Raw genomic sequence first — 24,779 nt, 5'->3', positions numbered from 1 at the left:
GCGCGCGCCCGGGCCGATCGGCGTCCCGCCGAGGAAGGACACCGCGGACACGGGCTACTCCGGGGGAAGGACCTCCAGGGCGACCAGGAGCTCACGGCCCAGGGACTCGCGCAGGTCGGCGTCGCCCTCCTCCTCGATCTCCAGGCGCAGCGCGAACGTGTGCAGCTCGTCTCCGTGCTCGACCCAGCCGACCCACCAGCCCGGCACAGGGTCGACGTTCACACCCAGGCCGGTCCGGCCGAAGAGCTGGTGGTCCGCGCCCTCCTCGACCCTGAGCAGCTCGCGCACCGCCTGCTGGTGCTCGACGTCCACGGGCAGTTCCTCGCGGGCGAGCTCGGCGACGAAGGTGGCCTGTTCCAGCGCGGAGATCTCCAGCGGACCCTCCAGCCAGAAGCGGTCCATGTCGCCCTCTTCGCCCAGCTGGCGGTTGCCGTAGTCGAAGCGGTCCACCCAGGTGGACATCCGGTCGAACCCGATCCGGTCGGCCACCTCCTGGTGCACCGGGACATCGGTGGCGGGCAGGGCCTCGCGCAGGCTCAGCTCCTCACCGGACGCGGTGGAGACGGCCTCGTCGACGTCGGCCACCTCTCCGGTCTGGAGGGCGATCAGCGTGTTCGGCAGCTTGAACGTGGACGCGGGCACGGCGCGCTCGCGCGCGCCCTCCGGGTTCACCACGACCGCGGACCGGTCACCGGCGTCGAAGAGCACGAACGTCCCGCTCACTCCGGCCTCGGCGAAGACGGCCTCGAGGTCCTCGCGTTCCACGGTCTGCACGTCGCCCAGCTGAACGGGGCTGCCGACGGTCCCCTGGGCCGCCCCGGAGTCCTCCTCGGCCCCGCCGCAGGCGGTCCCGGCGAACAGGGTGATGGCACAGCCGACCGCGCCGACGGCGAATCGGCCGGGAGCGCGCCCGGGCCTCCCGGGAGCGTGTTCGGTGTCGGTACGCACTCGTCTCCTCCACAGGCTGTCCGAAGGAACGTCCACCGACAAAGCTAGCTCCTGCCCACCCGTCACCCGGCACCGTTCCTCAAGGGACACCCTACGGTGCGGTGTCCCCCTCGGACCGGGGTTCGCCAGGGTTGTCCACAACCGGCTGGCCAGTCTTGGGCGCCCTGCGTCGCCGCTGCTAGGCTGAGCGTGTTGCTGACCCCGTACGGGAGAGAGTCCGCGTATCCAGCGTGGGCCGCCGAAGGAGCAATCCCTCCCCGATGACAACCTCTCAGGCACAGCGGACCGTACGGGCGAGACCACTCTGGAAAGCAGGGACACGTTCCCTCGCCGAAGGTGCAAACCACGCCGAGCGCGCGGTGAAGCTCTCAGGCACCCATGACAGAGGGGGAGGATGGCAACGCCTTTCGCACGACACGACGCCCATCCTCTCGGGAGTGCCCATGTCAGATCCCACGTCCGCGCCGCGTATCACGGCGCTGCACAAGGTCCACGAAGAGGCAGGGGCGACGCTCGTCGACTTCGCCGGGTGGCTCATGCCGCTCCGCTACAGCAGCGAGACCGCCGAGCACACCGCGGTCCGCGAGGCCGCCGGGCTCTTCGACCTCTCCCACATGGGTGAGATCCGGCTGACCGGCCCACAGGCCGCGGAGGCCCTCGACCACGCCCTGGTCGGCTTCCTCTCCAAGGTCAAGGTGGGCCGCGCCCGCTACACGATGATCACCGCCGAGGACGGCGGGGTCCTGGACGACCTCATCGTCTACCGCCTGGCCGAGGACGAGTACCTCGTCGTGGCGAACGCGGCCAACGTGCCCGTCGTCGCCTCCGCCCTGGCCGAGCGCGCCGCCGGCTTCGACGTCGAGGTCGCGGACGAGTCCGCCGCCTACTCGCTCATCGCGATCCAGGGCCCGCGCGCGGTGGAGATCCTCGCCCCGCTCACGGACGCCGACCTCGACGAGATCCGCTACTACGCCGGGTACGAGCACACGGTGGCCGGGGTTCCGGTCCTGCTCGCCCGCACCGGGTACACCGGTGAGGACGGTTTCGAGATCTTCGTCAAGCCCGCCGACAAGGCGCCCGAGATCTGGGCCGCCCTCATGGCCGAGGGCGCCCCGCACGGGCTGGTCCCGGCCGGACTCTCCTCCCGCGACACCCTCCGCATGGAGGCCGGGATGCCGCTCTACGGCCAGGAGCTCACCTCGGAGCTCACCCCCTTCGACGCCGGCCTCGGCCGCGTGGTCAAGTTCGACAAGACGGGCGACTTCGTCGGCCGCGCCGCCCTGGAGGAGGCCTCGCGCACCTCGCGGGAGCGGCGCCTGATCGGGCTCGCCTCCCGTGGCCGCCGGCCCTTGCGCAAGGGCCAGGACGTGCTGCGCGACGGAGCCGTCGTCGGAGTCACCACCAGTGGCGCCCCCTCCCCCACCCTGGGCCGCCCCATCGCCATGGCCTACGTGGACGGCGACCTCGACACCGCGACCGGCTCGTTCACCGTGGACGTGCGCGGACGGGGCGAGGAAGTCGACGTGGTCGAGCTGCCGTTCTACAAGCGGCAGCCGTAGGAACCTGGGGCCGCCACCACGCGGCCCCGACGACCTGCACGCGCCACCGGCTGGATTCCCACGAGGAACCGGCACGGACGGGGCGTGACCAGGCGTAGGCCGGGCCGGGTCGCCGTACGGGCGCACGGCAGACAAATGGAACACCTCCAAGGAGAGTTGAAGTGAGCGTTCCCACGGAGCTGGGTTACACCGCCAAACACGAGTGGGTCGCGGTCGAGGACGGGATCGCCACCGTCGGGATCACCGCGTTCGCCGCCGAGGCGCTGGGCGACATCGTCTACGTCGAGTCCCCCGAGGTCGGCAGCGAGGTCGCCGCCGGTGACACCGCGGGCGAGGTGGAGTCCACCAAGTCCGTCAGCGACATCTACTCCCCCGTGAGCGGAGAGATCGTCGAGGTCAACGCGGCCCTCGAGGACGCCCCCGAGACGATCAACTCCGCGCCCTTCGAGGGCGGTTGGCTGTTCAAGGTACGGATCTCCGAGGAGCCCGCGAACCTGCTCTCCGCCGAGGAGTACACCAAGCTGACCGAAGGCGAGAACTAGCATGACCAGCGACAACCTGCTCAACCAGACCCTCGGTGAGCTGGACCCCGAGGTGGCGGCCGCGGTCGACGCCGAACTGGCCCGCCAGCGCGACACCCTCGAGATGATCGCCTCCGAGAACTTCGCGCCCCAGGCGGTCCTGGAGGCCCAGGGCACCGTCCTGACCAACAAGTACGCCGAGGGCTACCCCGGCCGCCGCTACTACGGCGGCTGCGAGCACGTCGACGTGATCGAGCAGCTGGCGATCGACCGCGCCAAGGAACTGTTCGGCGCCGAGCACGCCAACGTGCAGCCCCACTCCGGCGCACAGGCCAACACGGCCGTGTACTTCGCGCTGCTCAAGCCGGGCGACACCATCCTGGGCCTGGACCTGGCCCACGGTGGTCACCTGACCCACGGCATGCGGATCAACTACTCCGGCAAGATCCTCAACGCCGTGGCCTACCACGTGCGTGACGAGGACGGCACCGTCGACTACGACGAGGTCGCGGCGCTCGCCAAGGAGCACCAGCCGAAGATGATCGTCGCGGGCTGGTCCGCCTACCCGCGTCAGCTCGACTTCGCGAAGTTCCGCGAGATCGCCGACGAGGTCGGTGCGCTGCTCATGGTGGACATGGCGCACTTCGCCGGTCTGGTCGCGGCCGGGCTGCACCCCAACCCGGTGCCGTTCGCCGACGTAGTCACCACCACGACCCACAAGACCCTCGGCGGCCCGCGCGGCGGCATGATCCTGTCCAAGGCCGAGCTGGGCAAGAAGATCAACTCCGCGGTCTTCCCCGGCATGCAGGGCGGCCCGCTGGAGCACGTGATCGCGGCCAAGGCGGTCTCGTTCAAGGTCGCGGCGAGCGAGGAGTTCGCCGAGCGCCAGCGCCGTACGGTGGCGGGTGCTCGCATCCTCGCCGAGCGGCTCACCCAGCCGGACGCGGCCGAGGTCGGCGTCAAGGTCCTGACCGGCGGCACGGACGTCCACCTGGTCCTGGTCGACCTGGTGAACTCCGAGCTCAACGGCCAGGAGGCCGAGGACCGGCTGCACGCGGTCGGCATCACGGTCAACCGCAACGCGGTCCCCAACGACCCGCGGCCGCCGATGGTGACCTCGGGTCTGCGGATCGGCACCCCGGCCCTGGCCACGCGCGGTTTCGACGAGGGTGACTTCGCGGAGGTCGCCGACGTCATCGCCGACGCGCTCAAGCCGGAGTTCGACGAGGCCGCCCTGCGCGACCGCGTCAGCGCCCTGGCGGCCAAGCGCCCGCTCTACCCGAACCTGTAGCAGTGCCCGCCGTGTGGGCCGCGAGGGCCCACACGGCGCCGGTCACCACGGCCCCACCCCTGTGCTCAACGAGGAGGACAGCCATGGCCATCAGCGTCTTCGACCTGTTCAAGATCGGTATCGGACCGTCCAGTTCGCACACCGTCGGCCCGATGAAGGCGGCCCGGACCTTCGTGTCCGGACTGCGCAGCGAGGACCTCCTGTCCCGTGTGTCCCACGTGCGAGCGGAGCTGTACGGCTCCCTGGCGCTCACCGGCAAGGGGCACGGCAGCGACACGGCCGTGATCCTGGGGCTGATGGGTCAGACCCCCGAGGACGTGGACGTGGACGCGGTCCCCCGGCTGGTGGAGGGGGTCCGGACGGCCCGGACGCTGTACCTGGGCGGCCCCGAGGGTCCGCCGGTGACGTTCGACCCGTCGGTCGACGTCGACTTCCGCCGCAAGGAGAGCCTGCCCGGCCACCCGAACGGGATGCGCTTCGTGGCACTGGACTCCGCGGGCGCCGAGGTGGCGGCCAAGGTGTACTACTCGGTCGGCGGCGGTTTCGTCGTGGACGAGCGGGCCGCGGGAGCGGACCGGATCAAGGCCGACGACACCGAGGTCCCCTATCCCTTCGACAGCGCCGAAGAGCTCCTGAAGCTGTGCGAACAGACGGACATGTCGATCAGCGCCCTGATGCTCGCCAACGAGCAGGCCTTCGGCCGCACCCCCGCGCAGATCCGCGCGGAGCTGCTGGAGATCTGGACGGCGATGCGCCAGTGCGTGCGGCGCGGTGTCTCGACCGAGGGCAGCCTGCCCGGCGGTCTGAAGGTGCCCCGGCGGGCGCACCGGCTCTACCGCCAGCTGGGCGGCAACTGCGACGAGCACGGTCTGCTCGCCCCAACCCACGTGGACCCCGACCCGATGCGCGGCAGCGACTGGATCACGCTGTACGCGCTGGCGGTCAACGAGGAGAACGCCGCGGGCGGGCGCGTGGTGACCGCCCCGACCAACGGCGCCGCGGGCATCGTCCCGGCGGTCCTGCACTACTACCTGCACTTCAGCCCGGGTGCGGGTGACGACGGCGTGGTCCGGTTCATGCTCACCGCCGCGGCCATCGGCATACTGTTCAAGCAGAACGCGTCCATCTCCGGTGCCGAGGTGGGCTGCCAGGGCGAGGTGGGTTCGGCCTCCTCGATGGCGGCGGCCGGTCTGGCCGAGGTGCTGGGCGGTTCCCCGGCCCAGGTGGAGAACGCCGCGGAGATCGCCATGGAGCACAACCTGGGTCTGACCTGCGACCCGATCGGCGGTCTGGTCCAGATCCCCTGCATCGAACGCAACGCGCTCGCCTCCGTCAAGGCGATCAGCGCCACTCGGATGGCCCTGCGCGGCGACGGGAGCCACTTCGTGAGCCTGGACAAGGTCATCAGGACGATGCGCGACACCGGCCGCGACATGCACGACAAGTACAAGGAGACCAGCCGCGGCGGCCTCGCCGTCAACGTCATCGAATGCTGAACCAGGGGCCATAGCGGGACGGCGGGAGCCGGAGCGCCCAACCGGGAATAGCTCGGGAACATCTCGGGTTGTACCGGACGCACGGTCGGCAACCGGGCTCGAGCCTCCCACCCGCTCGCCCATGTCGACCGTCACCCCGGGTCTGGTGGCTTGAGCCCAGCTCGCCACCAGACTCGCCCCATTCGGACGCTTTCGGCCCTCTCCTGCGGACGTGGTCGTTCGATCAAGGGTGATCATCGGCCCGACTTGTTTTCCGCTGATTTTCACGAGAAACAGGCGGACTTTTTCACGGCCATTCCCAGAACCCCGCGAATTCGTACCGTCCGTGGATAGTATAGATTTCGCTCGTGACTTCCCAAACACTTCCCTGGTCCTTCCGCGTACTCGCCCCCATGGCCGCGGCAGCCCTGTTGCTCTCCGCCTGCGGCGGGTCCGACGCCGAGGGTTCCTCCCCCGCCGAGGGCGAGGAGAACGCGTCTGCCGAAGAGGCCGCCGAGGAGAATCCGGATCAGTCCTCCATCACCGAATCCGGCCTTTTCTCCAGAGACTGTGACGGCTCCGACGGCACCTTCACCCTCTACTCGGCCGACGACGGTACCGAGATCACCACTGTGACCTTCTCCAGTGATCTGGTGGCCGCGGACACTTCCGAGGCGCTCGGCCACGGGCGGGCCGCGGACGCCGAGGAACTGAACTACGACAACGACTTCGATTCCTGCGGCGGGCAGCTCATCAGCGTGTCCCCCCACGAACACCTGCTCCTGCGCGCCTACAGCGAGGAGGTCAACGGCAACACCGTGGAGACCTTCGGGGTGATCTCCGAGGAGGGCGCCGTCACCACCCTCGCCCCCGAACAGGAGGTCTCCGACTTCAGCACCCCCGTTGACTACCGGACCCCCGTCTACGACGCGGTCAACGAGCGCATCCTCTTCGTCGCATACGACACCAGCACCAACGAGGGCACCATCCAGACCATGGATCTGCACAGCGGGGAGGTCAACGACCTCGGCACCTGTGAAGGCGCCGAGAACTGCGACAACCTCGCCGTCCTGCCCGAGAGCGGTATCGCCGTCCAGGGCCCCCTCGCCTGGCCCCTCACCCCGGATGCCGTGAGCAGCGCGAAGGTGGCGAGCACTCTGGAGTCCCCGGACAGCGAGACGCTGCTCTACGCGGAGGTCATCGGGAACTCGACCCAGCTGTCCTTCATCGACATGGAGACCGCCCTCGCCGACAACCCCGATCTGATCAGCGGAGGAATCTCCGACCAGAGCGAATACCGGTTGGGTCTGGAGACAACCGCCAAGCCCTTGTTCATCGACGAGAACACCCTGCTTCTGAAGGACAACGAGCTGTCGGTCTGGGAGTTCACCGAAGAACTGCTGGCGGAGTTCAGCCAGTCCGAGGAGGAACAGAACCGCCCCTCCTTCAACGAGGATTACGCTCCGGTCGATCGCACCCTCATCCCCGAAGGTCCGCGAACCAACGAGAACCCCCTTCTCTCCCCCGACCGCACCGAGATCCTCTTCCGCTCCAAGCCGGCGACCGGCGAGGCGAGCTGGTACCGGGTGCCGGTCGACGGCTCCAGCGAGCCCGAGGAAGCGTTCCAACTCGAGAACCCTGACCTGTTCAACACCTGGCAGTAGTCCGGCGCACCGGGCGAGGCAAGCGAGGAACACACGGAAGAGGGGTCGGCGCACTCGGCGCGCCGACCCCTCACGTGCTCGTCGTGGATTCAGGCCAGACTGCGCCTGGGGTTCTTGGCGGGGGCGGTCATCGACATCCGGATGACGGCGGGCACCCGTTCCAGTTGGAGGGCGCCGCGCAGGTTGGCGATCGCCTCCGAGCGCACCCGCTTCCAGACACCGGCCACGTCGGCGTCGTCCTCCAGGGTCAGCGCCAGCCGCAGGTGAGGGCTGTCGCTGGACTCGGTCAGCCGGGCCCGTGCCCTGCGGACCCCGGGGTAGTCGGCGACCTCCTGTTCCAGGGCGCCGCGGGCCACGTTCTCGCTCATCTCCACGTTGCCCGCGTCGTCGTGTTCCAGGAAGAGCCGGCCCACCGTGTCGTTCATGCCCTGCACCATCAGCCACCGCAGGGCGAGGAAGCCGGACACGAAGGCGACGGCCACCGCCACGTAGGGCACCCACTGCTGGGCGAGCACCTCGTTGACCCGGTCGCCGAGCAGCGGTGAGGCGGCCAGTTCGCCGCCGAGGAGGCCCTGTCCCGCGGCCAGCGCGGCCAGGCCCGCCGCCAGCAGGACGGTACCCACGATCACCAGTCCCAGACGGTTGCCCCTGGCCGACCTCCGACACCTGTCGCGCGCCATGTCAGCCCTCCGCGAATCGAACGTGCGTGGCGATCCGCATGCTGCGCAGCGGGGCCAGTTCCTCCAGGCGGTGCTCCACGGCCGCGGTCACCTCGCCGGGCAGTTCGCCCGACTCACGCATGCCGGTGCGCACGTGGACGCGGAGCTTGTTGCCGCGTACCGCCACGTTGACGCTGTCGACCCCGCTCACGTCCTGGGCAGCGGCGGCCACGGCCCGGCGCAGTGCGGGTCGGGTCAGACCGACCACCAGTGCCGGATCGTCGGTGCGCAGCGCGGTCCACCGGCTGCGCCCCGGGGCCAGGGCCACCACGATCAGGGCCAGACCGATCAGGGCCAGGACCGCCGAGGCGATCTGCACCGACGGCTCCGACCACGTGGTGGCACCGGCGTAGTCGGTCGCCGCGCCGACCGGGATCAGCCGCAGCGGGTTGCCGGCGAGGGCGGCGATGACCTCGGCGGCAGCGATCACGGCCACCACCAGGATCAGGAAACCGGTGAGCACCGCCGGCCACGACCGGCGCGGTCGGAACGTGTGGACGGCGACCCGCTTGGCCCGACGGTCGATTCCCTGGCTCGGACTGCCGAGCACCTCTTCCACGGTGGTCATGTCAGCGCACCAACTCCGCGATCTCGATGTCGATGTGGTGGACCTGTTTGCCGGTGATCTGCTCGATCCGGTCCTTGACGTGTCCTCGTACCGCCCGGGCGACCTGGAGCGTCGGACGCGGGTAGCTCACCTCGATGCGCAGCTTCAGCAGGACGACCTCCCCGCTGACGCGGGCGCGTGCCGCCCTCGACCGCGCGGCACGCGCCCCGGACACCTCTCCGGCGGCCTTGGCCGCCGCCTTCTCGATGACGGCCCCGGGGATGTCCGTCCGCCCTCCCGGATCCCGCGCCCGGGCGTGCCTTCCGGCCGCCTCCCCCGGGGACACGGCCTCCCGCTGGCGGGGGACCGTATCGCTCCGAACGCCGACCACGACCTCACCCCTGTCTACGCCGACCGCCGTGTGAACATCTCGGCGAGGTCGATCTCGCCCTCCATCGCCCGGCCCGCGACGAACCCGACGAGGCCGAGGACCAGAACCAGCGCGAAGGCGGGAAACCCGCCGAACGCCGCCGCGAGCCCGAGCACCGTCCCGTAGGACAGTCCAACGATGGGCCACATGGCTACCCCCTCTAATCAGAACGCCCTGCTTGTAGGTCTGTGTTCAGATGGCAGCGCGTGCGCCGTCGCCGAGGCCGGCGACCACGTCCTCCACGGACACGTGGACGACGCGGCCGTCGGCTTCCGAGGCCAGGCCCCGACGGATCTCGGCGGCGATCTCCGGCAGCGGACGCCCGTAGCGCACCACCACACCGACCTCGACGTAGTCGTCGCGTACCGCCACCCCCTTCACCCTGCCCCCTGGCACGGCGGTGCTCAGGGTCCCGAAGGAACCGGAGGACAGCTTCACCACGTCGGGAAAGCGCGTGGTCGACTCGGCGATGGCCTGCGCGGTCTCGCCCGGGGTCCGACTGCCGGACACGACTACTGGACCCTGGGTTCGGAGTCGCCGTCGTCGGCGGACTCGTCGTCCTCGGGCAGGTGGATGTCGTCCACCTTGATGTTGATCTCGGTGACCTCCAGGCCCGTCATCCGCTCGACCGCCGCTGTGACGTTGCGGCGCACGGCGGCGGCGAGGTCCTGGATGGCGGCTCCGTACTCGACGACCAGGTCGATGTCGACGGCGGCCTGCCGCTCCCCGACCTCGACCGAGACCCCCTGTGCCACCGAGCCGCTGGAACCGCCGCCGCTCACGGCGTCGCGTACGGCCCCGACCATGCGGGCGGTCCCGCCGCCCATGGCGTGGACGCCGCCGATCTCGCGGGCCGCCATTCCGGCGATCTTGGCGACGACACCGTCGGCGATCTGGGTGTGCCCCTGATCGTTCCTGTTGGCGGCGTCACGCCTGCCCGCGGCGTCGCGGGCGCTCGGTACCGCGGCTTCGGTCTTGATGTCCGACACTGGTCCCCCTACGCAGTGCGCAAACCGTCCTGGACTCTTCTACTTGTTCTTGAAGACGCCCTTGATCTTCTCCTCCGCGGACTCGAACACGCCCTCGGCCTTGTCCTTGAGCTCCTCGGCCTTGCCCTTGGCCTTGTCCGCGGTGTCCTTGGCCCCGGCCTTGGTCTGGTCGACCTTGCCCTCGGCCTGGGTACCGGTGTCCCCGGTGGCCTTGCCGAAGGCTTCCTTGCCCTTGCCGACGGCGTCGTCGAAGTGCTTGCCCATTTGTGCTCCCTGATCAGAGTCGGTTCGACTCAGGGTTGATGGACCGAAACCCGAGCCGTCCCGGGACGGGACGACCGGAGAGGTTTCGACCTCATCACACCATATACGCACTCTATGTAGTCAACAAGGTACTGACAGCCATGAAATGCAGGTGAGAGGGGTCATGGTCTTACCATCCCTCCCCCAAAAACGCATCCGAAACCCCGCCTGGAACAGAAAGACGTCAGGGGCACCTACCGGTACCCCTGACGTCCGAAATCGAGTTGTCCCCCGGCCGTGTCACCGGGCCCGGCGGCCTCCGCCAGCCCGGGCGCGCTGTCCCCCGGGACGCCTAGCCGAAGATGACCGTCTTGTCTCCGTTGAGCAGGACCCGGCGCTGGGCGTGCCAGTTCACGGCGCGCGCCAGGGCCACGGACTCCAGGTCGCGGCCGATCGCGGTGAGCTGCTCGGGGCTGTGGGTGTGGTCGACCCGGGAGACCTCCTGCTCGATGATCGGGCCCTCGTCCAGGTCGGCCGTGACGTAGTGGGCGGTGGCGCCGATCAGTTTCACCCCGCGCAGGTGCGCCTGGTGGTAGGGACGGGCGCCCTTGAAGCTGGGGAGGAAGGAGTGGTGGATGTTGATGATGCGGCCGGACATCTTGGTGCACAGCTGCTCGGAGAGCACCTGCATGTAGCGGGCCAGCACCACGAGGTCGACGTCGTAGGAGTCGACGAGCTCCAGGATCCGCCCCTCCTGCTCCCGCTTGTTCTGCGGGGTGACCGGCAGGTGGTGGAAGTCCACGCCGTAGGAGTCGGCCAGGAACTCCAGGTCCGGGTGGTTGGAGACCACCGCGGCGATGTCGATGTCCAGCAGGCCGCTGCGCTGGCGGTAGAGGAGGTCGTTCAGGCAGTGTCCGAACTTGGACACCATCACGATCATGCGCGGGCGCACGTCCCGGGCCTGGAGCGTCCACTCGACGAACGAGTCGCCGGGACCGCTGCCGAAGTCCCCTGCCAGAGCGGCGAAGGCACCGCGCAGAGCGTCCTCGCCGACCGCGCCGGCCTGCCCGGCCTCGGCAACGAACTGCATCCGGAGGAAGAAACGACCGGTGAAGTGGTCACCGTACTGCTGACTCTCGGTGATGTTGCAACCGTGGTCGGCCAGTAGGTTGGCCACCGCCGCAACGATGCCCCGGCTGTCGGGGCAGGAAAGGGTCAGGACGTACTCGCGCTCGCTCATGAATGGCACCACTCCCGGGGTCGACCGGCTGATCAGCCGTGACGCCCCAGGATATCGAGGGCCTGGAACCGCCGGGGTCGTTCCCGGCGTATCCCGCGTCACCAGCGGATCGGCCGGGCACCGAAAAGTCGGGCCCTTCGGACAATATGAAAGACATTCATGTTCTGGCATCCTCAAGGACATGACGAGACTGCGTGAGAAGTACGAGGCCGCGACGCGCGAAGTCCAGGCCCCCTTCGCGATGGTCGACCTGGCCGCCTTCCGCGCCAACGCGGCGGACCTGACCCGCCGCGCCCACGGGCGCCCCATCCGCGTGGCCAGCAAGTCGGTGCGCTCCAGGGAGCTGCTGCGCACGGTCCTGTCGCTGCCCGGCTACGCCGGGATCATGGCCTTCACCCTGCCCGAGGCCCTCTGGCTGGCCACCGGTGACCCCGAGCCGCTCAGCGACGACATCCTCGTCGCCTACCCCACCGCGGACACCGACGCCCTGACCGAACTGGCCGCGGACCCCGCCGCCGCGCGCGTCATCACCCTGATGGTCGACGACACCGCCCACCTCGACCTCGTCAGCGCCGCCGTGGCCAAGGCCGACCGCGGCCCCGACGCGCCCCCGATCCGGGTGTGCCTGGACATCGACACCAGCTGGCAGCCCCTGGGACCGAGGATCCGCGTGGGCGCCTACCGCTCCCCCGTCCGCACCCCGGACCAGGCCGCCGCGCTGGCCCGCGCCGTCCTGCGCCGCCCCGAGCTGGAACTCGACGGGATCATGGCCTACGAGGGGCAGATCGCCGGCGTGGGCGACGCTCCCCCCGGCCGTCCCCTGTACGGGCGCGTACTGCGCGCCGTTCAGCGCCGCTCCGCCCTGGAGCTGGCCAGACGCAGGGCCGCGATCACCCGCGCCGTCCGCGAGGTCGCCCCCCTGCGGTTCGTCAACGGCGGCGGCACCGGCAGTCTGCACACCACCGGACGCGAACGGGCCGTGACCGAGCTGGCCGCCGGGTCCGGTCTCTACCAGCCCCACCTGTTCGACCAGTACCGGTCCTTCCGCGGACGCCCCGCCGCGCTGTTCGCGCTGCCCGTCGTACGCCGCCCCGCACCCGACGTCGCCACCGTCCTGGGCGGCGGCTACCCGGCCTCAGGACCGATCGACGCCCACCGCCCCCCGGTCCCGCACCTGCCCGAGGGCCTGTCCTACAGCGCCACCGAGGGGGCGGGCGAGGTCCAGACCCCGCTGATCGGCGAGGCCGCCCGCGGGCTGTCCGTCGGGGACCGGGTGTGGATGCGCCACGCCAAGGCCGGTGAGCTCTGCGAGCGCTTCGACACCCTGCACCTGATCGACTCCGACACCGGGGCCTACGAGGGCGCCGTCCCCACCTACCGGGGTGAGGGCCGCACCTTCCTCTGACACCGGCGGCCGTACGAGAGCCCCACGACCGCACACGGGACGGGGCCCGCGCGATCACTCACGCGGGCCCCGTCCGGCTGTGTGCGGGGGTGCTGTACGGCTACTTCCGCTTGCGGCGGACCGCCCAGGCGACGACACCGACAGCGATGACCGCGCCCACGCCGGCCACGAGGATCAGCGCCTCGGGCGGCAGCTGGCCGCGCGACTGGTAGGTGGTCACCACCTTGTCGTCCCCCTTGAGCACGATGCTGCCCTCCTCAGGCTGCACCAGGTGGCTCTCCACGCGCACCGCGCCGCCGCCGAACACCAGCGCACGGGCCTCGTCGAAGACCCGGGTCCCCCGGTCCTTGGCCTTCGCGAACTGGCGCCGAGCGATATTGCTCGGGCGGGCCTGCTCGCCGAGTTCCTCCAGGGTCTCGGCCAAGAGCCGCTGCTCGCGGTTGATCTCGGCCATGACCTCGGCGGGGGTCTGGCGCGGTTCGGTGTCGCTTCCCGTCATGGGCTGCCTCTCTCCACTAGCGCACGGTTGTCTGAGAGTCCGAGTCCGAGCCGGTGTCCCGACCCTGATCCTCCGCGCCGTCGGACGGACCGGAGAATCTCAGCGCGCCATCGATTCCGTCGACCACACGGAAGAAGTCCCGCGTGGACAACCACAGTTTATAGATGATGGCGATCTCAAAGGCGAGAAGCAAAACGCCCACAAAGGCCGTGATCCAGCCGATTGTCCACGGTTCGAACAGGGCCGCGGCGACCGGGGCGACCAGGAAGACCGCCATCTGGAACTCGATCCCGCCGACCAGGTGGGTGCGCACCCGCCGGGCGTTGAGGGCCCTCCAGAACCGCTGGTACCAGGGGAAACGCGTCCGGAACTCCTGGTGCAGGTCCACCTTCGGCAGGGTCAGGTCCGGCTGCTTTCCCGCGGTGCGCTGGTTGCGCGCCTCCCGCTCGTTCTGACTGCGCAGAATCTGTTCCAGAACCCCGATGCCGTGTCGCAGCACCGCCTGCTCGCCGCCGTCGCTCATCGTCCTGCCGCCGGCACCGGTCGCCTTGCCCGTGGCGTCGACCTCCGGCTCCAGCATGGACAGGGTCCCGCGCGCACGCTCCAGGGCGGCCGCCAGGTGGGAGCGCATCTCACGGCGGACCTTGTACACCTGGAGCGCGTTCAGGTAGCGCAGCATGTCCAGGAACACCACGGCCAGCGCCAGCCAGACGAACGCCACGTGCTCGGTCTCCCGGTACTGGCCGCCCATGAGGGCGACCACGCACACCAGGACCCGGAAACGGTCCGAGACGTAGTCCATCCAGGCGCCGAACAGCGACTCCGAGCCGGTGAGCCGGGCGAGCTTGCCGTCCGTGCAGTCCACGAGGAAGCACACGTAGTACAGCGCGGCACCCAGGATGAGCAGCTGCCAGTAGCCGAACGCGAAGCACACGGCGGCGCCCAGCCCGAGGAAGAGGGCGACCACGGTCAGCTGATTGGGGGTGATCGGCGTTCGGTTCGCGATCAGACGCACGAGCCGGACCGCGATCGGGTCCACGAAGTAGACCGTCAGCCAGGAGTCACGCTCCTTGAGCGTACGAGCCCTGACCTCGTCGAGTGTGAATCCAGGCATCGTGACGAACTACTCCCAAAGCGAAGCGAATGTGTCCCGGGCGGCGGCCGCCGGACACCATCGGGTCACGGGCGACCCGCGCACGCTACGCCATGACCCGGAGGACGGCCAACCTATAGCACATGGTCAACAATAGGTGATCGAACCGTTGGTCACTCCCAAAGCGGATGAACCGAACCGGAATCGCAACCGAAGAACCTTCCCCGTCCCGACCAGCACCGACGAAGCGGCCCCACCACCCCGGGCACGGATCTCGTACTGTGTGGCATGAACACGCGGACCGGCGACCCGGTCCGCCAGAAGTAGAGAAGAAGGCACCACGTGAGCGAGCCCATCCGTCTTGAGCCCGGCGACCAGGCCCCCGACTTCACCCTCAGCGACGCGGACGGCCAACCCGTCACCCTGAGCAAGGTCCTGGCCGACACCGGCAAGAGCGTCGTCCTGTACTTCTACCCGGCCGCCATGACCCCCGGGTGCACCACGCAGGCCTGCGACTTCCGGGACAACCTCTCCGAGTTCGCCACCGCGGGCTTCACCGTCCTGGGCGTCTCCCCGGACAAGCCCGAGAAGCTCGCCCAGTTCCGGGAGAAGGAGAGCCTGACCTTCACCCTGCTCGGCGACCCCGACAAGGACACCCTGCGCGCCTACGGTGCCTTCGGTGAGAAGAAGAACTACGGCCGCCTCGTCCAGGGCGTCATCCGCTCCACCGTCGTCGTGGGCGCCGACGGCAAGGTCCAGAAGGCCTTCTACAACGTGAAGGCCACCGGTCACGTCGACCGCGTCAAGAAGGAACTGGGCGTCTGACCCGGCCGACCGGTCGTCCGGCAACCACGGAGCCGGACGACCGGTCATCTCCCCGATCCCGGTAGAGTGACCCCGTCGGGGCCGTAGTCCAACTGGCAGGAGACGGCAGCTTTAGGTGCTGTACAGTGCGGGTTCGAATCCCGCCGGCCCCACTCCACTCCGGAACGACCCTGTTCGTGCGTGAACGCACTCACGGGGTCGTTTCGTCATTTCCCCCTGGGGGACGACCCCCAGGCCCCCGCTGATTCCGCTCCACTCCGGAACGACCCTGCTCGGCGGGCTCCGTCCACCTCGCCGGGTCGTTTCGTCATTTCCCCGGGTCAGGCAGCCGCCAGGCGTGCGGCTCTCCGGGCGACCTCCTCGACGGCGTTGCGGCCCCACATGTCGGTCGCGGGCCGCAACTCCTCCCGGGCGGTACCCGAGACCTCGAGCAGGAGCCGGGCCCCGTGACCGGTCCCCGGGCCGAGCCTCAGCCGCACGCTGTCCCCCGGGACGCCTTCGGCGACGTCGAACGCGAACCCGTCCGGGGCGTCCACCTCGGTGGCCGTGCCCAGCACCGCCTCCGGGGCGGTGGAGCGGCGGAACTCGCCGCCGGCCTCCGGCGCCGACAGCTGCTCGCCCGTGGCGGGGTCCGTCCCGAAGAACAGGTCCCAGGCGACCGCCGCGGAACAGGTGAGCTGGCGCTCGAACCGCACCTGCCAACCGGTGTCGTCCTCGGTCACCTCGGGGGCACCGAGGCCGAAGTGCTCCGCCAGCTGCTCGTGGCGGTCGGCGCCGTTGTCCTGGGCGGGCGCCTCGACCCCGTCGAGCCCGGCTCGCAGGGCCACGAGGCACTGCTCCCATCCCGTGGCGAAGCTGGCGGCGCCGCCGAGGTCGTCGAACTCGTGCGTGAGCACGAACACCGTGCCGTCGCCGTCGGTGCTGAGGTCGAACGTCAGCTGGTCGGTGTCCCAGGTGAAGACGAGCCGGCGCGGCTCCAGGACCTCCAGGACGCGTCCCTCCACAGCCTCCTCGCCCTCCTCACCGTACCGGGCCGCGCCCCCGGGCCTCAGGTCGAACTCGACCCCGTGGGGAAACCACTGCGCCAGGCCCTCCCGCGAGGTCACGGCCTGCCAGACGCGCTCGATCGGGTGGTCGTACCTGCGCTCGACACGGACGGCGGGCCGCTTCCCGTCGTTCGCCAGCGTCGGATCCGTCATGACTGGTTCTCCTCGCGTTGTGCGTCCAGGTGTCTGCCGAGGCGGTCGAGCCGGTCCTCCCACATCCACCGGTAGGGCTCGAGCCACTGGTCGACCTCCCGGAACGGCTCGGTACGCAACTCGTACCACCGGCGCTGCCCCTCGGGGCGGACGCGGACGAACCCGGTGTCGCGCAGCACCCGGAGGTGCTTGGACACGACCGGCTGGCTGATCCCCAGGGCCTCGTTCAGATCACTGACCGAACTCGGCCCGCGGCGGAGCTGGGCGATGATGTCCCGCCGGACAGCCGATGACAGCACTTCGAAGGTCGACAACATTCAACGAATATACCCTTGTCGAAATATATCGTCAACGGCATGTTCGCTGGCGGGAGACGCAGAAGCCCCCGCCGCCGTGCGGACACGGGGACGGGGGCGTCTCTTCTCGTTATCGGGTCCGGCCCGGCGGTCAGAGGCCGAAGAGGGCCCACATGACCAGCGCCAGCAGGGCGATCACACCCAGTCCGACACCGGCGGCCACGGTCAGATGGCTCTTCTCCGAGTGCTTGCCGGTCTTGGTCAGACCCATGTTGTCCGTGGACTCGCGGATGGACAGCATGATCGAGTTCATCGTCTCGGGGCTGTGCCGGAGCCGCTCGCTGATGGACTCGGCCAGCACGTGCGCGCCCGCCCGGAAGTGCTCCCGGGCCGACTCGCGCCCCTCGGCGCCGTTCTCGGCCCCCTCCTCGGCGGAGGGGGAACCGTTCTGGGCGGAGGGGGTGCCGCTCTTGGCGGGCTCCTCCGGAGCCCAGGGCGCCAGGGCCGCGATCCGCAGCATCTTGGCGGCGTTGTCGGCGATCAGCCGCTCACCCGGCTCGACCTTGAGCAGGCCGGCGAGCACGGGGGCCAGCGGGCCGGCGTTGGCGGCCTCCTTGGGCTCGTCCAACTGCTCCTGGCGCAGGATCTTGATGTAGCCCTTGCGGTCGTAGGGCGGGTAACCCTCGACCGCCGCGTACAGGGTCGCCCCCAGCGACCAGAGGTCGGACTCCGGACCGACCGGGCCGGCCTTGGCGCGCTCCGGCGGGATGTAGGCGGGCGAGCCGATGATGCGCCCGGAGGAGCTCAGCGCGGACTCCCCGTTCCAGGCGGCCAGCCCGAAGTCGGTCAGCACCACGCGCCCGGTCTCGCTGATCATCACGTTGTCGGGCTTGACGTCGCGGTGGACGATGCCCTCCTCGTGCGCGACCTTGAGCGCGTCGATCAGCTGGAGTCCGATCTCCGCCACCCGCTGGTAGGGCAGCGGGCCGCCCACCTGGATGATCTCCTCCAGAGTGGAGGCCTCCAGGAGTTCCATGACGATCCACGGCCGCTCGTCCTCGTCCACGACGTCCAGGACGGTGACGAGGCTGGGGTGGGTGAGGCGTCCGGCGACACGGGCCTCCCGGGTGGTGCGCTGCACCAGGGACTCACGCTCGGAGCGGCTCAGGTCCGCGGGCAGGCGGAGCTCCTTGACCGCGACCTCACGTTTGATGACCAGGTCGGTGGCGCGCCATACCGTACCGACACCGCCGCGGGCGATCTCGGAGGTCAGCTGGTAGCGACCCATCAGCAGCCGTCCGCCGGCCTCCGGCTCAGCCACGGCCGACTCTGGACGCGCGGAGTCGAGCGACGTCTGGGGCCGCTGCGTGTGAGGGTTGTCTAGGGAGGACACGGTTATCCACGGGTCCATTCACCGGCCATGGTGGCCTCCTGCGGAGCATTGCGGTCGCTGTCACCACGTAGGTGCACGGATCACTCGTTATACCAGCATGACGCAGAGTCCAAGCTGGTGGTTGCCGGATGGCTGACACATAGGTTCGGTTTCGTTATGTCCGGGAGAGAGCCACACATGCCGTGACGAGGCTCTCCCTTGCAAACCCTTGACCCGAACCGGGTTTCGTGCACGTGCTTCCGCTCGTGCACGAAACCCCTGGACATCAGCTCCAGAGGGACTCGGGAGAGCGCACCTCGACCGGACCGATCCCGGTCTTGGTGAGCGGCTCGCGCAGGCTGTCGGCATCGCCGACCACCACCACGACGGTCTCCTCCGGACGAAGGTACTCGACGGCGGCGCTGTTCAGGTCCTCGGCGGTGAGCTTCTCGTACCCGGCCCGGGTGCGGTCCACGTAGTCGTCGGGCAGGTCGTTCACCACCATGTCGACGAGGGCCCCGGCCATGGACCGGGCGGTCGAGTAGGTGACCGGCAGCCCCACGGTGTTGGACTCGCGGACCGCGGTCAGCTCGTCCTCGGTGACGCCCCCGTCGCGCAGCTTGTTCACCTGCTCCAGGGAGGAGGTGATCGAGTGGGCGGTGGTGCCGGCCTCGACCTGGGTGCTCATGAAGAACACCCCGCTGTCGCGGCGCAGGTCGAAGCGGCTCCCGGCACCGTAGGTGTAACCCAGGCGCTCGCGCAGCTCCATGTTGAGTCGGGAGGTGAACATCCCGCCGAGGACCTCGCTGATCCCCTCGGCGCGAGGCAGGTCCACCTGCGAACGCGAGGGGGCGCGGTGCGCGATGACCAGGGCCGACTGGACCGAGCCCGGGCGGTCCACGACCAGCACGCGGGGCAGCTCGCCGGGGGGCGAGGCCGGTTCGGTGACCTGGCGCTCGGGTGTGGGCGCGGCGTCGCCGAAGACGGTCCGGCCCAGCTCCTGGAGGTCGACGTCGGCCAGGTCGCCGACGACCACGAGGGTTCCGGCGACCGAGGCGATCGAGTCGGCGTGGAAGCGCGCGACCGTCTCGGGGGTGATGTCGGCCAGCTTGATCGGGCCGCCGGCCAGGGGCGTGGCGTAGCGGCCGGTGAACAGCTGCCCGCCGAGGCTGCGCATGGCCAGGGTGCCGGCGGAGGAGGCGTCCAGCCAGAAGCGCTCCAGGAGCTGCTCGCGGCGGCGCACGACGTCGTCGGCGTTCAGGGCCGGGCGGCGCACGGCGTCGGCGAACAGGTGGACGGCGTCGCCGAGGCGTTTGGTGGGCGCGTCCAGACCGGTGATGAAACCGTCCCAGCTGACGCGGGAGATCCACTCGGCCCCGTGGCGCTCCAGCGCCGGGGCCAGGGAGCTGTTGCCGCCGGGCCCGTCCTCGAGGGCCTCGCTGGTCAGGGCGCTGACGCCCATGGCGTCGAGGGGCTCGACCGCTCCGCCGGAGGGGTGCACGAGGCGGAGGGAGGCCAGCTGCTGGCCGGGGACGTCGATGGCGACGATCGTGCCGCCGCCGACGCGGATGCGCTGGGGCTGGGGAAAGGTGTAGGACGCGGGGGCGCCGAGGTCCGGGCGGGTCTGCTGCATGCTCTGCGGCTCTTTCTGCGGCTTGGCTGGAACGGGGCGGTGACGCCTGCGGGACGGTTACGCCTGGACGGCGGTCATCCCTGCGGGGCGTCGGCCGCGGCGTCGGCCTCGGCTTCCGCCTGGAGCGTCTCAGCGGCGGTCTCGGGCTCGGGGTCGAAGCGGACGACGAGCATGTTGTCGTCGACGAGCAGGCGAGCGGCGGCGGCCCGGACCTCCTCTGCCGTGACGCCCGCCCAGCGCTCGGGCCAGGTGTAGGCGAGCTCGGGGTCGCCGAGCAGCTGGGTGGAGCTGCCGATGGCGTCGGCCAGCCCGGAGGGGCTGGCGATGGAGTGCAGGTGCTCGCGCTCCAGGACGGCGCGTGCGCGGTCGAGTTCGGCGTCGGTGATCCCGTCGGCGAGCTTGGCGACCTCCTCGCGGATGGCCTGCTCCAGGACGTCACCGTCCACGCCCTCGCGGGCCAGCATGTTCACCAGCAGCAGGCTGTCGGTGTAGCGGAAGGCCAGCAGGTCGGCGGAGCCGCCGCCGTCGTCGGCGGCGATGGGCCGGTCCACGACCAGTGAGCGGTACAGGCGGCTGCCCTGGCCCTGGCCGAGGACGGCCGCGGCCAGCTGGGCGACGTCGTGCCCACGCTCGCCGTAGGCGGGGACGCGGTAGCCGATGAACACACCGGCTGCCGGAACCGTCTCGGTGACGGAGTCCCGAACGGGACCGCCCAGGGGGGCCTTCAGAGAGGGGTCGGGGGTCTCGGGGACGAAGTCACGGGCGGGGATGCCGCCGAAGTACTTCTCGACCCGGGCCAGGACGTCCGCGGACTCCAGGTCGCTGACGATGGTCAGGACGCAGTTGTCGGGGCCGTAGTGCGCCTTGTGGAAGGACTTGACGTAGTCCAGGTCGGCGGCGTCCAGGTCGGCCATGGAGCCGATCGTGGAGTGGTGGTAGGGGTGGCCCTCGGGGTAGGCCAGGCGCAGGATGCGCTCCAGGGCCGTGCCGTAGGGCTGGTTGTCGTAGCGCTGGCGGCGCTCGTTCTTGACGACGTCGCGCTGGTTGTCCAGGACCTCCTGGGTCATGCCCTCGCGCAGGGTCGCCAGGCGGTCCGCCTCCAGCCACAGGATGGAGTCCAGGGCGTGCGTGGGGACCGTCTCGAAGTAGTTGGTCCGGTCGGTGGAGGTGGAGGCGTTGATGTCCCCGCCCAGCCGCTCGACCACGTCGAAGTGCTCGCCCTTGGTGACGTTTCCGCTGCCCTGGAACATCAAGTGCTCGAACAGGTGCGCGAACCCGGTGCGGCCGGGCACCTCGTGCCGGGAACCGACCCCGTACCAGAGGTTGACCGAGGCGACCTGGCCGGTGGAGGCCGGAGCCGTCACCAGACGCAGTCCGTTGTCCAGTGTGTACTGATCGACCCGTCCCGCCGTTCCCATGGTGGTCACCAGCGCATGCACCCCATCAAGTTCCGTTGACTGCTTCACCGACTACGAGCCTATGGCCTAACCGCACTGCGGGGACACTCGGTTCCAGCAATCCGTAGGGGGTTTGGCGGGGTTTGTCAGTTAGTGCCGGAACAGATCGGACGCCGGTCAGAGGCTCGACAGGGCCTCAACCACAGGGGGGGTGTCGTTCGAGCGCCGGGGAGGCCAATCCTCTGCAACACAGTGCAAGAGGAGTCAAGCCGCCAGCGAGGAACGACAGAGCGGGAACTGCGCCGGAGGCGTCCGTTGAGGGTGGTGGCGGGCGACGGGTGGGCGCAGGTGCAAAGTAAACACGGTTCAGGAGGCGTTGCGGTACTCGGTGGTGTCCATGGACGCGGCGATCTCGTCGTAGACGGCGCTGTACTGGGCGTCGGCCGACCACACGTAGAGCAGCACGTCGCTCTCGGGCAGGAACCACATGCGCACCTCGAAGGTGTCCTCGTTGTCGCAGGTGACGGTCCATACCGAGTGGTGCGACTTGAGGCCGTCCGCGTGTTCGAACACGTTGCCGTGCCCGGTCGTGAGGCCGGCGTCCTTGACCCCGATGTTGCCCGACGCGGCGGTGTTCAGGCTGCGGCAGCTGTCGGTGTCGTCCGCCCAGCCGTCGTCGTCGTGGAAGGCCTCGTCCTTCTTCGGCCAGTCCTGCGGGTGGTTGTCGGCCTGCTTGGGGACCAGCTGGACCGAACCGTAGGCGCAGGCGCTCTGGCCGGGCGGGGTCATGCACAGCTGACCGCCCTCGTTCTGGACCTCCCAGCCCTCAGGGGAATCGATCTTCACCCCTCCGACCTCGGCGCTGTCGAAGCCCTCCGGGCCCGGAGGCTCGATGGAGGGCATCATGCCGCTCTCGCCGCGCTCCAGTTCGATCTCACCGGCCGACTCGCCGGAGCAGGCACTCAGCGCCAGCAGGGCCGCCGCCGCGACCACGGCCGCACGGCCGCCTCTCGCTCGCTGCCGAACCTCGTCCGTCGTGCGCGCCATCGATCGTTCCGCCCTTCTCTACGGTCCCCGACCACGCGTCTGACAGATCGGAGCACAGTTGACCATAGCGTCCCCGACACACCCGCCGCACCGGAGAACGGCCCCCACTACCCTGGGGCCATGGTGGACCTCGCGAAGATCACTGAGCCCTTGTCCCTCGACCGGTTCGGCCCTCGGCCCCAGGGCCCGTTGGTGCTGGAACTGGACCTGACGGAGGGCGTCGCCGACGAGTCGCCGGGCGACCCCCTCAGCCAGATCATGAACCGTCGCAAGCAGCACTACCTCGAGGTGCTGGAGGGCATCCGCAGGGGCGCCCGCGACCCGGGGGTGGGCGCCCTCGTCGTGCGGGTCGACGCCCGCGCCCTGGGCATCGCGAAGATCCAGGAACTGCGTGACACCGTCGCGGACTTCCGCGCCACCGGCAAGCCCGCGGTGGCCTGGGCGGACACCTTCGGCGAGGCCGGGGACGGCAACCTCCCCTACTACCTGGCCACGGCCTTCTCCCGGGTGGCCCTGTCACCCACCGGCCTGGTGGGGCTGAGCGGCCTGAGGTCGCGGTCCACCTTCCTCAAGGGCGCGCTGGACAAGCTCGACGTGAAGTTCGAGGGCGGCGCGCGCCACGAGTACAAGAACGCGATCAACCCGTACACCCAGACCGGGTACACCGCGCCGCACCGCGAGGCGATGGGCCGGATCGTGCAGTCCATGAACGACCAGATCGTCACGGCGGTCGCCGAGAGCCGCGGACTCACCGAGAAGCGGGTGCGCGAGCTCATCGACACCGCGCCGATCCTGGGCAAGGAGGCCCTGGAGGCCGGCCTGGTCGACCAGCTCGCCTACCGGGACGAGGTCTACGCCGAACTCACCCGGGAGGTGCGCGCCGAGGGCGAGGACTCCCCCGAGCCCGTCCTGCAGTTCGTCACCCGCTACCACCGCAAGCACACGACTCCGCCCAAGCCGAGATTCGCCGACAGGGGCGACCACATCGCCCTGATCTCCGCCAGCGGCGGCATCACCCTGGGAAAGAGCCGCCGCTCCCCCATGGGCGGGGCCGTGATGGGCTCGGACACCGTCTGCGCAGCGTTCCGGGCCGCCCGCCAGGACCCCCGGATCCGCGCCGTGGTGTTCCGGGTGGACAGCGGCGGCGGCTCGGCCATCGCCTCGGACCTGATCCGGCGCGAGAGCCAGCTGACCCGTGACGCGGGCAAGCCGGTCATCACGACCATGGGCGACGTCGCCGGGTCCGGCGGCTACTACGTCGCCCTGGGTTCGGACGCCATCGTGGCCCAGCCCGCCACCATCACCGGCTCCATCGGCGTGCTCACCGGCAAGCCGGTCCTGGGCGCGCTCAAGGAGCGGTTCGGGATCACCACCGACTCCGTGTCCCAGGGCGCGCACGCGGCCATGTTCGACACCGAGGAGGGGTTCAGCGAGTCCGAGTGGGAGCGCATCAACACCCTCCTGGACAACATCTACGACGACTTCGTGAGCAAGGTGGCGGCCGCCCGCGGGCGTACCTGGGACGAGATCCACGAGGTCGCCAAGGGCCGGATCTGGACCGGGGCGGACGCCCTGGAGCGAGGCCTGGTCGACGAGCTGGGCGGGGTCGAGACGGCCGTGCGCCTGGCACGGGCCGAGGTCGGGGCCGGTGCGCTGCCGGTGCGGGTGTTCCCGCGCCCGCACCCGCTGGACCGGTTGCGCCAGCACGAGTCCAGCGAGGACGTGGCCTCCGCCGAGCCGCAGACGGTCCTGAGCGCCTGGGGGCCACTGGAGCACCTCGCGGTCCGGCTCGGCCTGCCCGCCGCCGGCCCGCTGAGCATGCCGGGCACATGGGAGGTCCGTTGAGCGTTCCGAGCGGCGCCTACCTGGAGGCCATGGCGCTGTTGCCGACCGGGGTCACCGTGGTGACCGTCGCGGACGGCCGTGACGACATCGGGGCGACGGTGAGCGCGCTGGCGTCGATCTCCGCGGCCCCGCCGGTCGTGATGCTGAGCGTGGCCGGGGACGGCTACGTGGCCGAGGTCGTCGAGGAGGTGGGCGCGTTCGCGGTGAGTGTGCTCGCCGTCGACCAGCGTGCCGTGGCGGGACGGTTCTCCGCCGAGGGCCGGCCCAGTGCGCGGCTCCTGGTGTCCGGCTTGTCCCACCACCGGGGCGAGCACACCAGGGCGATCGTCCTCGACGACGCGCTGGCCGCGCTGGAGTGCTCGGTGCGCCAGCGCGTCGAGGTCGGGGACCACGTGGTGTTCTTCGCCGACGTGGTGGGCCTGCCCGAGGTGGGCGCGGAGCGCCGCGGCCCCGCGATGGTCCGCTGGGACGGGCGCTACCACTCGGTGGGCTGACCGGCCGCACGACACAGGAGGGGCCCGGAACCGAGATCTCGGTTCCGG

26 protein-coding genes, 1 tRNA gene and 1 riboswitch are annotated in these 24,779 nt (G+C 70.1%); of the genes, 10 read left to right on the top strand and 17 right to left on the bottom strand.

The features are described 5' to 3' along the window. Window positions 1–54 precede the first annotated feature (54 nt). Window positions 55–948, bottom strand: coding sequence for a penicillin-binding transpeptidase domain-containing protein (locus tag D458_RS0123475; protein WP_017589176.1), 894 nt, complete (start codon window positions 946–948; stop codon window positions 55–57). Window positions 949–1,144: 196 nt separating this feature from the next. Further along, window positions 1,145–1,246: riboswitch (glycine riboswitch) on the top strand. A gap of 145 nt (window positions 1,247–1,391) precedes the next feature. Between D458_RS0123475 and gcvT the strand changes: the two genes are divergently transcribed. The 5 genes from gcvT (at window position 1,392) to D458_RS0123450 (ending at window position 7,458) form a co-directional block, all read left to right on the top strand. Further along, window positions 1,392–2,507, top strand: coding sequence for a glycine cleavage system aminomethyltransferase GcvT (gene gcvT, locus D458_RS0123470; protein WP_017589175.1), 1,116 nt, complete (start codon window positions 1,392–1,394; stop codon window positions 2,505–2,507). A gap of 161 nt (window positions 2,508–2,668) precedes the next feature. Next, on the top strand, window positions 2,669–3,049 hold the full coding sequence (gene gcvH, locus D458_RS0123465) for a glycine cleavage system protein GcvH (protein WP_017589174.1): 381 nt from the start codon (window positions 2,669–2,671) through the stop codon (window positions 3,047–3,049). A gap of 1 nt (window position 3,050) precedes the next feature. Beyond that, window positions 3,051–4,319 (top strand): serine hydroxymethyltransferase, encoded by a 1,269-nt coding sequence (locus D458_RS0123460; RefSeq protein WP_017589173.1) that lies wholly within the window; start codon window positions 3,051–3,053, stop codon window positions 4,317–4,319. 83 nt (window positions 4,320–4,402) lie between these two features. After that, window positions 4,403–5,815, top strand: a complete 1,413-nt coding sequence (locus D458_RS0123455; RefSeq protein ID WP_017589172.1) for an L-serine ammonia-lyase — start codon at window positions 4,403–4,405, stop codon at window positions 5,813–5,815. Between the two features lie 347 nt (window positions 5,816–6,162). Next, entirely contained in the window at window positions 6,163–7,458 is a 1,296-nt protein-coding gene (locus tag D458_RS0123450) for a hypothetical protein (protein ID WP_152521222.1), read from the top strand. A gap of 89 nt (window positions 7,459–7,547) precedes the next feature. On the opposite strand, the gene D458_RS0123445 is transcribed toward D458_RS0123450, so the two are convergent. From D458_RS0123445 to purU, 8 genes are all read right to left on the bottom strand, one after another. Continuing rightward, entirely contained in the window at window positions 7,548–8,138 is a 591-nt protein-coding gene (locus tag D458_RS0123445; RefSeq protein WP_026119623.1) for an Asp23/Gls24 family envelope stress response protein, read from the bottom strand. Between the two features lies 1 nt (window position 8,139). After that, entirely contained in the window at window positions 8,140–8,745 is a 606-nt protein-coding gene (locus D458_RS0123440) for a DUF6286 domain-containing protein (RefSeq protein ID WP_017589169.1), read from the bottom strand. 1 nt (window position 8,746) lies between these two features. Beyond that, window positions 8,747–9,115, bottom strand: coding sequence for a hypothetical protein (locus D458_RS0123435; protein ID WP_026119622.1), 369 nt, complete (start codon window positions 9,113–9,115; stop codon window positions 8,747–8,749). Window positions 9,116–9,129: 14 nt separating this feature from the next. Continuing rightward, window positions 9,130–9,303 (bottom strand): hypothetical protein, encoded by a 174-nt coding sequence (locus tag D458_RS37070; protein WP_017546417.1) that lies wholly within the window; start codon window positions 9,301–9,303, stop codon window positions 9,130–9,132. A gap of 43 nt (window positions 9,304–9,346) precedes the next feature. Continuing rightward, window positions 9,347–9,664, bottom strand: coding sequence for an Asp23/Gls24 family envelope stress response protein (locus D458_RS0123425; RefSeq protein ID WP_017589167.1), 318 nt, complete (start codon window positions 9,662–9,664; stop codon window positions 9,347–9,349). A gap of 2 nt (window positions 9,665–9,666) precedes the next feature. Next, entirely contained in the window at window positions 9,667–10,143 is a 477-nt protein-coding gene (locus D458_RS0123420; protein ID WP_017589166.1) for an Asp23/Gls24 family envelope stress response protein, read from the bottom strand. Window positions 10,144–10,182: 39 nt separating this feature from the next. After that, window positions 10,183–10,407 carry a CsbD family protein gene (locus D458_RS0123415; RefSeq protein ID WP_017589165.1) on the bottom strand — a complete coding sequence of 75 codons (225 nt, stop codon included), beginning with the start codon at window positions 10,405–10,407 and terminating at the stop codon, window positions 10,183–10,185. A gap of 331 nt (window positions 10,408–10,738) precedes the next feature. After that, complete coding sequence (gene purU, locus D458_RS0123410; RefSeq protein ID WP_017589164.1) at window positions 10,739–11,626, bottom strand: formyltetrahydrofolate deformylase; 888 nt, start codon at window positions 11,624–11,626, stop codon at window positions 10,739–10,741. Window positions 11,627–11,807: 181 nt separating this feature from the next. Here purU and D458_RS0123405 point away from each other — a divergent pair, with 181 nt between their 5' ends. Further along, window positions 11,808–13,031, top strand: a complete 1,224-nt coding sequence (locus tag D458_RS0123405; RefSeq protein ID WP_017589163.1) for an alanine racemase — start codon at window positions 11,808–11,810, stop codon at window positions 13,029–13,031. Between the two features lie 100 nt (window positions 13,032–13,131). On the opposite strand, the gene D458_RS0123400 is transcribed toward D458_RS0123405, so the two are convergent. Together D458_RS0123400 and D458_RS0123395 are read right to left on the bottom strand one after the other, a co-directional pair. Continuing rightward, window positions 13,132–13,530 (bottom strand): DUF3618 domain-containing protein, encoded by a 399-nt coding sequence (locus tag D458_RS0123400; protein ID WP_017589162.1) that lies wholly within the window; start codon window positions 13,528–13,530, stop codon window positions 13,132–13,134. A 16-nt stretch (window positions 13,531–13,546) separates the two neighbouring features. Then, complete coding sequence (locus tag D458_RS0123395; protein WP_017589161.1) at window positions 13,547–14,644, bottom strand: CDP-alcohol phosphatidyltransferase family protein; 1,098 nt, start codon at window positions 14,642–14,644, stop codon at window positions 13,547–13,549. Between the two features lie 321 nt (window positions 14,645–14,965). Here D458_RS0123395 and bcp point away from each other — a divergent pair, with 321 nt between their 5' ends. Together bcp and D458_RS0123385 are read left to right on the top strand one after the other, a co-directional pair. After that, window positions 14,966–15,448: a thioredoxin-dependent thiol peroxidase gene (gene bcp, locus D458_RS0123390; RefSeq protein ID WP_017589160.1), complete on the top strand. Its 483-nt coding sequence runs from the start codon at window positions 14,966–14,968 to the stop codon at window positions 15,446–15,448. A gap of 77 nt (window positions 15,449–15,525) precedes the next feature. Further along, window positions 15,526–15,600, top strand: a tRNA-Leu gene (locus D458_RS0123385). Between the two features lie 168 nt (window positions 15,601–15,768). Here D458_RS0123385 and D458_RS34065 read toward each other — a convergent pair. The 6 genes from D458_RS34065 to D458_RS0123355 form a co-directional block, all read right to left on the bottom strand. Continuing rightward, the gene (locus D458_RS34065) at window positions 15,769–16,647 is read right to left on the bottom strand and encodes an SRPBCC domain-containing protein (RefSeq protein ID WP_017589159.1); all 879 of its coding nucleotides are present in this window, start codon (window positions 16,645–16,647) and stop codon (window positions 15,769–15,771) included. Continuing rightward, a complete protein-coding gene (locus D458_RS0123375; RefSeq protein WP_017589158.1) occupies window positions 16,644–16,964 on the bottom strand; it encodes an ArsR/SmtB family transcription factor in 321 nt (106 codons plus the stop codon). The genes D458_RS34065 and D458_RS0123375 overlap by 4 nt, the downstream gene beginning before the upstream one ends. 130 nt (window positions 16,965–17,094) lie before the next feature. Then, entirely contained in the window at window positions 17,095–18,264 is a 1,170-nt protein-coding gene (locus D458_RS0123370) for a serine/threonine-protein kinase (RefSeq protein WP_026119621.1), read from the bottom strand. Between the two features lie 337 nt (window positions 18,265–18,601). Continuing rightward, window positions 18,602–19,948, bottom strand: a complete 1,347-nt coding sequence (locus D458_RS0123365) for a M16 family metallopeptidase (protein ID WP_017589157.1) — start codon at window positions 19,946–19,948, stop codon at window positions 18,602–18,604. A 74-nt stretch (window positions 19,949–20,022) separates the two neighbouring features. Then, on the bottom strand, window positions 20,023–21,366 hold the full coding sequence (locus D458_RS0123360; protein WP_051049777.1) for a M16 family metallopeptidase: 1,344 nt from the start codon (window positions 21,364–21,366) through the stop codon (window positions 20,023–20,025). Between the two features lie 345 nt (window positions 21,367–21,711). Continuing rightward, window positions 21,712–22,392 (bottom strand): hypothetical protein, encoded by a 681-nt coding sequence (locus tag D458_RS0123355; RefSeq protein WP_026119619.1) that lies wholly within the window; start codon window positions 22,390–22,392, stop codon window positions 21,712–21,714. Window positions 22,393–22,512: 120 nt separating this feature from the next. Between D458_RS0123355 and sppA the strand changes: the two genes are divergently transcribed. Continuing rightward, window positions 22,513–24,237, top strand: coding sequence for a signal peptide peptidase SppA (gene sppA, locus D458_RS0123350; RefSeq protein ID WP_017589154.1), 1,725 nt, complete (start codon window positions 22,513–22,515; stop codon window positions 24,235–24,237). Then, window positions 24,222–24,731 (top strand): flavin reductase family protein, encoded by a 510-nt coding sequence (locus tag D458_RS0123345; protein WP_040702732.1) that lies wholly within the window; start codon window positions 24,222–24,224, stop codon window positions 24,729–24,731. The genes sppA and D458_RS0123345 overlap by 16 nt, the downstream gene beginning before the upstream one ends. The last annotated feature ends 48 nt before the right edge of the window (window positions 24,732–24,779 follow it).

The organism is Nocardiopsis ganjiahuensis DSM 45031, assembly GCF_000341085.1.
Lineage (GTDB): Bacteria > Actinomycetota > Actinomycetes > Streptosporangiales > Streptosporangiaceae > Nocardiopsis > Nocardiopsis ganjiahuensis.
The sequence above is the reverse complement of the archived record's forward strand: the minus strand, read 5'-3'. Positions and strand labels throughout refer to the sequence as shown.